General features: G+C 61.6%; 8 protein-coding genes and 1 pseudogene. 3 read left to right on the top strand and 6 right to left on the bottom strand.

The window, feature by feature from the left end; all coding sequences use genetic code 11:
- Positions 1-5 precede the first annotated feature (5 nt).
- From OXG98_01250 to OXG98_01235, 4 genes are all read right to left on the bottom strand, one after another.
- Positions 6-350, bottom strand: a complete 345-nt coding sequence (locus OXG98_01250; GenBank protein MCY3770639.1) for a DUF971 domain-containing protein — start codon at positions 348-350, stop codon at positions 6-8.
- 10 nt (positions 351-360) lie between these two features.
- Positions 361-1,299 carry a hypothetical protein gene (locus OXG98_01245; GenBank protein ID MCY3770638.1) on the bottom strand — a complete coding sequence of 313 codons (939 nt, stop codon included), beginning with the start codon at positions 1,297-1,299 and terminating at the stop codon, positions 361-363.
- Positions 1,299-2,339, bottom strand: coding sequence for a Gfo/Idh/MocA family oxidoreductase (locus tag OXG98_01240; protein ID MCY3770637.1), 1,041 nt, complete (start codon positions 2,337-2,339; stop codon positions 1,299-1,301). Before OXG98_01240 ends, OXG98_01245 begins: the two co-directional genes overlap by 1 nt.
- Before the next feature lie 134 nt (positions 2,340-2,473).
- On the bottom strand, positions 2,474-3,199 hold the full coding sequence (locus OXG98_01235) for a class I SAM-dependent methyltransferase (protein MCY3770636.1): 726 nt from the start codon (positions 3,197-3,199) through the stop codon (positions 2,474-2,476).
- A gap of 492 nt (positions 3,200-3,691) precedes the next feature.
- Between OXG98_01235 and OXG98_01230 the strand changes: the two genes are divergently transcribed.
- Both OXG98_01230 and OXG98_01225 read left to right on the top strand, forming a co-directional pair.
- Positions 3,692-3,886 (top strand): hypothetical protein, encoded by a 195-nt coding sequence (locus OXG98_01230; protein MCY3770635.1) that lies wholly within the window; start codon positions 3,692-3,694, stop codon positions 3,884-3,886.
- Positions 3,887-3,948: 62 nt separating this feature from the next.
- Positions 3,949-4,362 (top strand): annotated as a pseudogene (locus OXG98_01225) (transposase).
- Between the two features lie 10 nt (positions 4,363-4,372).
- Here the strand turns inward: OXG98_01225 and OXG98_01220 are convergent.
- Positions 4,373-4,750 (bottom strand): DUF2335 domain-containing protein, encoded by a 378-nt coding sequence (locus tag OXG98_01220; protein MCY3770634.1) that lies wholly within the window; start codon positions 4,748-4,750, stop codon positions 4,373-4,375.
- Between the two features lie 560 nt (positions 4,751-5,310).
- Entirely contained in the window at positions 5,311-5,934 is a 624-nt protein-coding gene (locus tag OXG98_01215; GenBank protein ID MCY3770633.1) for a hypothetical protein, read from the bottom strand.
- Between the two features lie 353 nt (positions 5,935-6,287).
- Between OXG98_01215 and uvrA the strand changes: the two genes are divergently transcribed.
- The coding region (gene uvrA / locus OXG98_01210) for an excinuclease ABC subunit UvrA (GenBank protein MCY3770632.1) at positions 6,288-12,032 on the top strand (5,745 nt) is incomplete at its 3' end.

Here is a 12,032-nt window from a genome sequence, read left to right as displayed (position 1 = left end):
GCGCGCTAACCCGCCGTATCAAGATCCTGGCCAGCGTCGTAAAGATACTCGTAAGTGTATATACCGGTATTGTGGCCGTCTTTCCAGGTGAACTGGAGGGCGTACCGGCCGACGGTACTCATGTCGACCACCTCCACGCTCGGATCCAGGGACTCGTTGGCGAGCAGGGTCAACCCGCCGGCGGAGGAAATCTGATCGCGGAGATCGCGGCAGGTGGCGCAGGGACAGGCTTTTCGAAGCTCGGCAAGCGCATACTTTCTCGCGCGGCCGTCATTCCAGAAGACGGTCAGTTCGCCTTTTTCCGGGTGGTCCAGGGCCAGGTGTTCGGGCGCGGGCGGGGCAGCGGGCATGACGGCTCCATCACTCTGGCCGGTCGGCGGGTTGGGTGTCGGCAGAGCGTGTGTCGGAGGGTTCGCCTGAGGTATCCGGGACTTCGGATGTACCCGGACCGCCCGGACCGCCCGGACCGCCCGGATCGGCACGCTCCTGCATCATCGCGGGAGAGACCGGCGCCGGGGACGTAAACACCAGGTCGTCCAGGTGTTCGAACACCGCCACGTCTTCATGGGACCGCTTCTGGCCATCCATCCTTTCCCGTTCCGCGGAAAGCAGGATATCGCCGTACTGACGCCAGTCGTTCCACTTCCATTCGCCCCGGCTTCTCTCGTCCTGGCCCTCGCGCAACTGAAGGAGATAGACCCATTTGTCCATCAGGCGGGTTTCCCGGTTGATATAGGCCCAGTATTCATCGCCCGGCGTGTTCCCCACGTCGTTGAAACTGAGATGCAGCTTGTCGTAGACGATACCGTCGACGATTTCTTCGCCCGCGTAGGCCAGATCGACGCCCGGATCCTGCAGCTTGTAGGGCATCAGCAGCCAGTACGTGTCGTTTATCCACGCGCCCCGGGCACGCTCCAGGAACCGGTTCCGCGCCTCGGCGTCCGTGATTTCCGTCCCGTCCGTGAACGCCCTCCCCTCCCCGGTGTCCAGGTTCATCAGGACGACGTGGGACTGCCCGCTCTCCCGGTCGGTCCAGGAGACGCGGTATCGACCGCTGTGCTTGTCCCAGTAATGCGTGCGGAATCCGAAGAACGAAAACCGTATATACCTGGTGGCATTCCAGCTTTCCCGGCCGCCCATGGCTTCCATCACCTCTTCCGCAATGGCCCGGGCCTGATCGCGACTGGCGTCCGCGAAGCCTTCATCTGAATCCGGGCCGGCGCATCCGGGGATCCATAAGAGGAAAAGGGGAACCAGCAGCAACGTCAGATGCCGCGGCACGAACCGCCGTGATGCCATTAGAGGGCAACCCATGTCTGTTTCTCCTCCGAAGCCGTTATGGCGTCGGCAACCTGCTGCACGCAGAACCCTTCGTGAAAACTCGGATCGGCTTCTCCGCCGGACCGGATCGCGTCGACGAAGTGTCTCTGCGGGGACAGCGTATCCTGGCGGGTCGGCACGGGCAGAGGCTGCAGGCTGCTTCGCAGTCCCTGTCCGCCTTTCAAACTGGCCTGCATGGTTTCGCGGACGAACTGGAACTGCAGCGAGCCGTTACTGCCGTGGATGTCGATGTGTATGTAGTCCGTGCACAGTGCGCAACGGCTCACGTGGAACACGGCCTGGATCCCGTCCTGCATCTGGGAGATAAAGGCGCAGGCGTCTTCAAGCTCGGATTCCCGCATGGCGGAAGAATCGGGGGCGGGGCGTTCCGGGATGAGCGTGTGCATCAGCGCACAGACCCGCTCGAATTCCCCGACCCACCACCGCGTCATGTCGATCAGGTGCACGCCGAGGTCGCCCATGGCGCCGAGCCCCGCCTCCACGCGCCGCTCCCGCCAACTGTGTTCTTTCCGGGGGCTCGCCCGGTAACCCATCATGTAGCGTGCGTTCAGATGGTAGATCCTGCCGATGTATCCCTCGTCGAGCAGGGATTTCATGCGAAAGGCCGGACCGTTGAACCGCCAGCCGAAATTGGTCATGTGCACCATGCCGCTCCGGCGGGCGCTCTCGAGCATGTCCCCGGCTTCTTCGGTGTTCAGTCCCAGGGGTTTCTCGCACAGCACGTGTTTCCCGGCTTCCAGGGCCTCGACGGCCATCTGCTTGTGCAGGTTCACGGGCGTGCAGATGCTGACGGCGTCGATGTCCTTGCGGTCCAGGACCGCACGGTAGTCCGTGTGCGTTTCGGCGATCCCGTAATCCGTGGCCACGCGCTGCGCGGTTGCCGCGGTCCTGCTGCAAATGGTCTCGACCACCACGCCGGGACAGGCCTGGTAGCCGCGGACGTGGTATTGACCGAAACCCAGGCCGATAACGGCCACGCGCAACAGGTCTGACGCCATGTATGCTTCCTTTGCGTTCTAAGCTGACATAAATGCTTTTCAACTGTGCCCGGATGCGTCGAAACGACATTGAATCCTACGGCCAGACCGGTTTCTTGTCAAGCACATTGGGGGCCGGACCAGACCCGGATTCCCTACTGTTCGGTCCTTTCGGCGACTACCACCAACTGGTTCGTATCCCAGTCATAGGGCCTGAAATCGAGTCCGCCGTGCACCTCCCTGATCGTCATGCCCGCGGCGGCCAGGAGCAGGTCCAGTTCGGTCACCGTGTAGACCCTGATGGAAGATGTGTATTCCCGCTTTTCGGCGCCGTCGAATACGGTCGTCCTGGTATGAACCCGGTTTGCGACCGGATCGAAGTCGCGTTCTTCGAGTATGATACGGTCATCCCGGCGATGGACTTCCCGGGCGGCGAACCGCCGGACCAGGTAGTCCCGGTTGACCAGTTGACACACGAACCGGCCGCCGGGGCGCAGTGCCTCCGAGACCGATCTCAGCACCCGGAAATTCTCGTCTTCGCCCTCGAAATAGCCCATCGTATTGAACAGGCTGATAACCCAATCGAATGCCGCGGCAAAGGGTAGTTCGCGCATATCGCCCCTGACCCAGGCCCCCGCGGGTTCCCCTTCGCGGGCGCGCTTCAGCAGCGACGGGGACAGGTCGTACCCGACGACGCGGTAACCACGCTTTCTCAGCGGCGCGCCGACGCGTCCATAGCCGCAGCCGAGGTCCAGTATCCCGCTCCCGTCCGGAGGCCCGATCAGGCGCGCGAGGCCATCCACCTCCAGGTCCGTATCCTCGTGGTGGTCAAAATGGTAGTAGTCTTCGCCGAAATAGTCGACGTACCAGGGATTTGTCATGATGGTTGTCCCGCCGCCCGGGCGCCGCCGAAAGAAGCAGAGCCGTCCGGGCCGTACTCAGTGGTTTTCGCCGTGTCGCCGGCCGTTGCCGCATCGATGGTCGCATGGCCGGTGTCCAAAGCCGACCGCCTCAGGTTAACCCCCGCCGCCACGTATTACAAGCGTCTTTTCCGGGATTCCGAAATAACAAGTTTTAGGCTTGAAGGTAGGAATAAACGGTGTACAATGAAGGGTAGATAGAGAGATAAACCTTTTACCATATTGGAAATACACTGTGAACTTCGTCGGAGTTTTCCGCCGGTTCCCCGATCAACAAGCCTGTATCGACCATCTTGAAGCCATACGATTCCGAAACGGGTCTTACTGCCCACTTTGCGGATCGGTCGAAAACGCCCACCGTAAGAAGCAAAACAACCTCGTTGGCAGGTGGAACTGTCACGACTGCAGAAGTCGTTTAACGTGCTTTCCGGGACGGTCATGCAGGGTACGCACATGCCCATGCAAAAATGGTTCCTCGCCATCGCCCTGATAGTCAACGCAAAGAAAAACCTGTCCAGTTACCAATTGGCCCGAGATCTCGAATTGACGCAACCGACCGTGTGGTACATGCAACAGCGGATCCAGGCGGCTATGGCCTCGGATCAGGCCCCCATGCTGACTGGAGTCATCGAAGCGGACGAGACGTAGCTGGGCGATAAGCCTCGGAAGAAAAACAAGCGCGGGTACGAGCTGTCGAAGCGCAAGGGAAAGGTGGTCCGGGCGGGACTGATAAAACTCCCATCGTAGACGCGGTCGAACGAGACGGCACCGTGGTCGCCCAGGTTGCCGACGATCTGACCGGCAAGGGCCTGCTCAACTTCATCCGGTCGGTCACCGGCCCAAAAACACAGATACTCGTTGCCGACGAGTTCAAGCCGTGGTGCGCCGTCCGAGAAATCCTGCCTCACTCAGTTATCAATCACTATCGCGAGTACGTGAACGGCCCGATCCATACGAACACAATAGAGGGCTTTTCGAGTCTCTTAAAACGGACGTGGTTCGGAAGCCAGCACCATTACGCGCTGGGGTATACGCCGTTGTACGTCGCCGAGGCCACGTGGAAGTACAAACACCTCAGAGACAGGCGACCGTGGGACGGGTTTAGGGAAAGCGTGTTTGCTTAACGAGGGTTTTTCAATCCGACGGCGGTGATGATGGCTTTTTGTCTCGTCTCAAAGCGCTTCTGATTTGAGATAGTAAATGCGGGACAGAAAACAATAGAAAAAACCACCAGTTACGTTGGGGAGGATCCTCGAAGGCAAGAAGATAAAAGGACATCATGATTCCGAGGCCCATCAAACTGAAGGCGCCTCGCATAATGGTGTTGAACTGCGATTGTCCCCTTTTGTTTTCAGTAAATCTCTCCTCTTGTTCCTTCTCGGCCATTGTAACGATTCGGTCGGCTAGCCCCGGGAGAATGGATTCATAACGCTTGAGGTCTTCAGGGTCGGGGATCGGCCCTATGTGAAGTGATGCTTCAACAACCAATGACTTGATTCGTTGTTCAACCACCCCTTAGACTGTCTCTAATATCTGGGGCGGTACCACGATTTCATCCTTCGGTTTATTCCGTGGCATAGATCTCCTCTTCAAGATCCTCCAGATATTCCGTCCACCGTTTCCGGTGATTCTCACCATAGAGGTTGAGTTCCTCTATCGTTTCTTTTGTGGCCGTTAGAGGTCCCTCCAAGGGACTATAGTTGGATAGGGCTTTGTTCATGTCGATCCCGATCTTTATGTGGTCGACAATCCGCCAGTTAAATGGCCGTTTTCTCCCACCAGATTCCAACAATTCGGACTCTGATTGAGAAATGCGTGGCAACGTATTTAAATACGTTACTATGACGGCATACATAATTGCATCTCCCTCGTAGAGGTACGTTAAACGGCGAGGAGCCTCTTGCTCCGTCCTTCTATTCGGAGAATATAAGCCGATACGGTACCGGTGTAAAGATTTTTCTAACCTATTGAAACACAAGCGGTTGTGCTTATCTGATGTAGAGCGCGAGATGTTGTAATGGTTGCCGAACTGCCTCGACCCTGGCACGACGACATGCGACGGTAGGCTTCGCTTACCCCTCGTCGAACACCTGAACGATCCGTCCGGTCTCGCCCGTTACTTCGACGAGTACAAACTTGCGTACGCGTCCCCCAAAGGCGTTTTTGGCCGTGTACTCCATACGGACCACGAACGTCTCCGGCCAGCCCGTTCCCCGCATGGTTTTCGTTTCCAAATGCTCGAAACTCCCCGGATCGTTCAGCGTCTTTTTGACAGCCTCCACCAGCACCCTGTGGCTACCGTCCCACGGACTGAACTGCGCGTCAACCCTCTCTTGAAGTGCGGCCTCTCGCTCCGCCTTTTGCCGTTGTGACCGTTCATGGTCCTGGAGCATGGCTTTTGACTTGGCATTTATCAGAAGTTCCACACGTCCGTCTTTCGCCTCGAATGACGCGTCTATTTCCTCGTTCATCATCTCTCCCGCCCGTTCCCGTCCATGCTCGACGATCCAAGCCGCATATCTGTCAGTCGTGATTTCTTCTTCGGTCTCGACTGGTTCGATCTTCGGAGGGGTTTCCGTCTCCGCCGACTTTTCGGGTTCGGGGTCGGCACAAAGGGCAATCAGAACGGATAACGCAATCAATCCTCCGAAACCGATAGCCGAGTATTTGAGCGTTTTCTTGAGGATGCGGAGCATAACGGTCCCCTTTCGGGAGTCGTCTGCCGGCAGCCTAAATTGGCCCCGGGCAGTGTCAACTCTCCATGCAGAGGGTCCTCGCCTATTTGCCATTTGGCTGTTGTATTCAGCGAGCCACCCGGGTTGGGTGGTCGCCGGGTTGGGTGGTCGCTTGGGTGGTCGCTTGGAGAAGTTGACAACAATCAAAATACGGGATCTCATTCAGGTGTAAAGCCTAAAACTTGTTAGTGCGCGGGATTCCCCGGCCACCGTGAAAATACCTTGATTTCTAAACACGCGTATAGCAACTTCCGGTTGCTGTACCGACGCGCGACAGACCGATCCGCCGACCCGCGAAATCCAGTCGTCTTCCCATGGCCAGAACGACCATCCAGATCAAAGGGGCCCGCGTTCACAACCTGAAGAACGTCAGCCTCGACCTGCCCAAAGACGCGTTGATCTGCTTCACCGGGGTATCCGGTTCCGGCAAGTCCTCGCTGGCCTTCGATACCCTCTACGCGGAGGGTCAGCGGCGCTACGTGGAATCACTTTCCGCCTACGCCAGGCAGTTCCTCGGCCAGATGCAGAAACCCGACGTGGACCGGATCACCGGGCTGGCGCCCGCCATTTCCATCGAACAGAAGGCCTCCGGACTGAACCCGAGGTCCACGGTCGGGACGATTACCGAAATCTACGACTTCCTGCGCGTGCTCTACGCCCGGGTGGGAACGCCCCATTGTACGAAATGCGGAGACGAGATCGGGGCGCAGACCCTCGAACAGATCGTCGCGCGTATCCTGGCGCTGCCTTCGGGAACCCGGCTGCACGTCCTGGCGCCGGTCGTCCAGGGCCGGCGCGGGGAATACCGGGACCTCTTCGAGGACCTGCGCCGGCAGGGCTATCTGCGTGCGCGGGTGAACGGCGAGGTCGTCAACCTCTCCGAAGATCCCGATCTCGACCGCAACATGCGGCATACGATCGAGGTGGTGACGGACCGGCTCGTCCTGCGGGACGATATACGCACCCGGCTGGTCGAAGCCGTGGAAGGCGCGCTGCATCTGGGCCAGGGTACCATGATGATCCAGCTGGAGGAGGACGGCCGGACTTCCGACCAGCTCTTCAGCACGCGGTACGCCTGCAACAAGTGCGACCTGAGCTACGAGGAGCCCGCGCCGCAGCTGTTCTCCTTCAACAGTCCCCAGGGCATGTGCCCGAACTGCCACGGACTGGGCACCATGATGCGGATCGAGCCGCGGCTCATCATACCCGATCCGGCGAAATCCATCAACGAAGGGGCGATCGAACCCCTCGGGCGAATCACCAATCTCTGGAAACGGCACTTCTTCGAGGGTATAGCCGGATACGTGGGGTTCAGCCTGGACACCCCCTGGGAGAAACTGACCGAGGAAGCTCGGCGCGTCCTGCTGTATGGCCTGGGGTACAAGCGCATTACCTTCACTTTCCGCAACGGGAAGGGCGGCGAATGGTCGCACAAGGACCGGTTCAACGGGGTCGTGCCCGACCTGGAAAAACGTTATCACCAACTCAAGTCCCCGCGGCACAAGGCCGAGCTCGAAAGATACATGGCCATCGGGGAGTGCGACCACTGTCAGGGCGAGCGCCTCAGGCCGGAAGCGCTTTCCGTCACCCTCGGCGGCGTCTCCATCGCCGCGCTGTGCCGGATGTCGATCACGGATATCCGAGCGTTCTTCCGCAAGCTGTCCCTGTCGGACGCCGAACGCCAGATCGGCGACGAAGCGCTCAAGGAGATCGTCGCCCGGCTGGACTTCCTGCTCAATGTGGGACTCGACTACCTGACGCTCGAACGCACGGCGCCGACGCTCTCAGGCGGCGAGGCGCAGCGCATACGTCTCGCGAGCCAGATCGGCCGCGGCCTCGTCGGAGTCATGTACGTGCTCGACGAACCGAGTATCGGCCTGCATCCACGAGACAACCGGCGGCTGCTGGATACCCTGGGCCAGCTGCGGGACCAGGGTAATACCGTCATCATCGTGGAGCATGACGAAGAAACCATGTGGGCGTCCGATCACATGGTGGATTTCGGCCCCGGCGCCGGCATCAACGGCGGGGAGATCGTGGCCCAGGGCAGCCCCGGCGTCGTGGCCGCCACAAACGGTTCATTGACCGGGCAGTACCTGAACGGGAAGAAGGCGATCCCCGTTCCGGCCTCCCGCCGCGGGGTTAACGACAAGTGGCTGACGATTTATGGCGCCCGGCAGAACAACCTCAAGAACCTGGATGTCCGCATCCCTGTCGGTCTCTTCACCTGCGTCACCGGCGTGTCCGGTTCCGGGAAGAGTTCGCTGATCAACGACATCCTGTACGCGGCTCTGGCCCGGTCATTGAACAGGGCCGGCACGGACCCGGGCGCGTATGACAGCCTCAAGGGCGCGGGACACCTGGACAAGGTCATCAGCATCGATCAGGCGCCCATCGGCCGTACGCCGAGATCCAATCCGGCGACCTATACGAAGGTCTTCGACGCGATCCGGTCCCTTTTCGCCGAGACGCCCGAGGCCAGGGTGCGCGGCTACAAGCCGGGACGGTTCAGCTTCAACGTCCGGGGCGGTCGGTGCGAAGCCTGCGAGGGCAACGGGGCCACGCGGGTGGAAATGGACTTCCTGGCGGACATGTGGGTCTCCTGTTCGATCTGCGAGGGGAAACGGTTCGACCGGGAAACCCTGGAGGTGAAGTACAAGGGACATTCCATCTCGGACGTCCTCGACCTGGACGTGCAGGAAGCGCTGGAGCTGTTCGAACACGTCCCGTCCATCGCCCGGGTGCTGAGGACCCTCTACGAGGTGGGCCTGGGGTACATCAAGCTGGGGCAGCCCGCCCCCACGCTGTCGGGCGGCGAGGCGCAGCGCATCAAGCTGGGGCGCGAGCTCTGCAAGCGCAGCACGGGGCGGACCCTGTACGTGCTGGACGAGCCCACGACGGGCCTGCATTTCGAAGACATCACCCACCTGCTCGCCGTGCTGAACGCGTTCGTGGACAAGGGCAACACCGTCGTCGTCATCGAGCACAACATCGACGTGATCAAGACGGCCGACTGGATCATCGACCTGGGGCCGGAGGGCGGTGAAGCGGGCGGGCGCATCATCGCTGAGGGCGCGCCGGAGACGGTAGCAGGCGTCGAAGCATCGTCCACGGGGCAGATCCTGGGGAAGGCGCTGCGGCCCCGGGCGCCCCAGACTCCTCCGGAGCCGGTGGAAAAAGTGGCTTCGGAAGACGGGCACATCCGGGAGATCACCGTGCGCGGAGCCCGGGAACACAACCTGAATGATCTCTCCGTGGCCATCCCCCGGGACCGGATGACCGTGTTCACGGGTGTATCCGGCTCCGGCAAGACCTCCCTGGCCCTCGACACGATCTACGCGGAAGGCCAGCGGCGGTACGTGGAATCGCTTTCCGCGTACGCGCGCCAGTTCCTCCAGCAGATGCAGAAGCCGAAGGTGGACCACATCGTCGGCCTGTCCCCGGCCATTTCCATCGAACAGAAGTCCCCGGGCCGGAACCCCCGCTCCACGGTGGGCACCATAACGGAAATCTACGAGTATCTGCGCGCGCTCTACGCCCTGGCCGGCGTCCCCCACTGCCCGGCCTGCCGGGTACCCATCGGCGCGCAGACGCCCAGCCAGATCGTGGACCGCATCATGACCCTGCCGGAGCAGACCCGCGCCACGCTGCACGCGCCGCTGGAGCCCGACGGCGCCGAGGGGTACGAGGCCCTCCTGGACCGGGCCCGCCGGAACGGGTTCATCCGGGTGCGCATCGACGGCGTCCTCCACCGGCTTGAAGAGGATATACAGATCGACCGGCGCCGGCGCCACGAACTGTGCGTCGTGGTGGACCGGATCGTCATGCGGGGGGACGTGCGGCAGCGCCTGGCCGATTCGGTGGAGACGACCCTGGAGCTGTCGGGGGGACTGCTGATCGCCGAGGTGCAGGAACCGGATTCCGACGACGCCCGCGATATTCGATTCAGCCGGTACTATTCGTGCCCGTCCTGCGGCGTCAGCTACGAAGAACCGTCCCCCCAGAGCTTCTCCTTCAACCACCGGTCGGGCATGTGTCCCGAGTGCGAGGGACTCGGGACCCAGCCCGGCATCGACCTCGACCTGTTGATTCCCAATCGTTCGAAGTCCATTCGCGAGGCCGCAGCGGCGATCTGGGGGGACGACGCCATGGGCGACCGGTCCATGTTCGATCTGCTGGAGCAGGTCGCGTCCGCAAAGGGGTTTAACCTGGAGACACCGGTTGAAGCGCTGTCGCCGGAGCAGCTCCAGGCGTTTCTCCACGGAAGCGAACAGTGGATCGACGACCCCCGGGTACCCGGCCTGTCCTTCCAGTTCCGGGGCATATTCCCGACGGTTGAACTGGTCGCCCGGTACGCGAACCGGTTCCCCGAACTGGCCCGCCTGCTGCAGCCGACGCCCTGTTCGGCCTGCGACGGGGGACGGCTCCGGCCCGATAGCCTGTCCGTGCTGATCGACGGCGTATCCATTGCCGGGCTCTGCGCCATGTCCATCGACCGCGCCACGGCTTTTATCGACGCAGTAGAACTATCCGCATCCCAGCGGGAGGTCGTAGGCGAAGTGATGACGGAGATTCGCAACCGCATGCGCTTCCTCCTGGACGTGGGCCTGGAATACCTGACCCTCGACCGCCGCGCGCCCACGCTTTCGGGCGGCGAGGCGCAGCGGATCCGTCTGGCCAGCCAGATCGGATCGGGACTGACCGGCGTGCTCTACGTGCTGGACGAACCCACGATCGGGCTCCATCCGAGGGACAACCTCAGGCTGATCGAGGCCCTGGAGAACCTGCGCGACCTCGGCAACACCCTCATCATGGTCGAACACGACCGCGATACGCTGGAGCATGCCGACAACCTGGTGGATTTCGGTCCGGGGGCGGGCACGTACGGGGGCCGGATCGTGGGCGAAGGGTCGCCGGCCGCGCTCAAGGAGCACCCGGCTTCGCTGACCGGACGCTACCTCGGCAACCGGGTTCGCATCGAAGTGCCGCGGAACCGCCGCAAGCCCGGCCGGAACAAGCTGCACGTCGTGGGGGCCCGCCAGAACAACCTCAAGAACATCGACGTGACGCTGCCCCTCGGGCTCCTCATCTGCGTTACGGGGGTGTCCGGATCGGGGAAGAGCTCCCTCGTCAACGACATCCTGTATCCCGTGCTGGCCTCCACCCTGCACCGTGCCCAGGTAAACCCCGGACCCCACGACGAGATCAGGGGACTGCGGTTCGTGGACAAGGTCATCAACATCGACCAGACGCCCATCGGCCATTCCCCCCGGTCGGACCCTTCCACCTACGTCGGGCTCTTCGCGCCGATCCGCTCGCTCTTCGCCCAGACCGTGGAGGCCCGGATGCGGGGCTACGAACCCCGCCGGTTCAGCTTCAACGTGCCCGCGGGCCGCTGCGAGGCCTGCCAGGGACTCGGGGTGCGCAAGATCGAAATGCATTTCCTGGCGGACGTGTGGATGACCTGCGAAGTCTGCGACGGGAAGCGCTATATGAAGGAAACGCTGGAGGTGACCTACAAGGGCAAGACCATCGCCGATACCCTGGAGATGACCGTGGCCGAGGCCCTCGAGCACTTCGAGAACGTGCCCCGCATCCGGCGCATGCTCCAGACGCTGTACGACGTGGGACTCGACTACATCAAGCTCGGTCAGTCGGCCGTCACGCTGTCGGGGGGCGAGGCGCAGCGCGTCAAGCTGGCGAAGGAACTCTCCCGGCCGGGCACCGGCAAGACCGTCTACCTGCTGGACGAGCCGACCACGGGGCTCCACTTCGACGATATCCGCAAGTTGCTGAAGGTCCTCAACAGGCTGGTGGACAGGGGCAACACGGTGCTGGTCATCGAGCACAACCTCGACATCATCAAGACAGCCGACTGGATCGTCGACCTCGGTCCCGAAGGCGGCGACCAGGGCGGCCACGTGGTCGCGACGGGTACGCCCGAGAAAATCGCCGCGTCCCTTTCCCACACCGGGCAGATCCTCGCGAGGGAACTGGCGGCGGGAGCTCTCGTCCATCTTGTGGAAGATGACGTCACGCAGAATGCCGGCGTTGTTGAC

Source organism: Gemmatimonadota bacterium, from assembly GCA_026706345.1.
Classification (GTDB): domain Bacteria; phylum JAAXHH01; class JAAXHH01; order JAAXHH01; family JAAXHH01; genus JAAXHH01.
This window is presented reverse-complemented; position numbering and strand designations above follow the sequence as displayed.

Bases quoted from the DNA above. Each gene is read 5' to 3' on its own strand.
- OXG98_01230 (MCY3770635.1), top strand. From the start codon at position 3,692: ATGCCCATGCAAAAATGGTTCCTCGCCATCGCCCTGATAGTCAACGCA.
- OXG98_01215 (MCY3770633.1), bottom strand. From the start codon at position 5,934: ATGCTCCGCATCCTCAAGAAAACGCTCAAATACTCGGCTATCGGTTTC.
- OXG98_01240 (MCY3770637.1), bottom strand. From the start codon at position 2,339: ATGGCGTCAGACCTGTTGCGCGTGGCCGTTATCGGCCTGGGTTTCGGT.
- OXG98_01235 (MCY3770636.1), bottom strand. From the start codon at position 3,199: ATGACAAATCCCTGGTACGTCGACTATTTCGGCGAAGACTACTACCAT.
- OXG98_01250 (MCY3770639.1), bottom strand. From the start codon at position 350: ATGCCCGCTGCCCCGCCCGCGCCCGAACACCTGGCCCTGGACCACCCG.
- OXG98_01245 (MCY3770638.1), bottom strand. From the start codon at position 1,299: ATGGCATCACGGCGGTTCGTGCCGCGGCATCTGACGTTGCTGCTGGTT.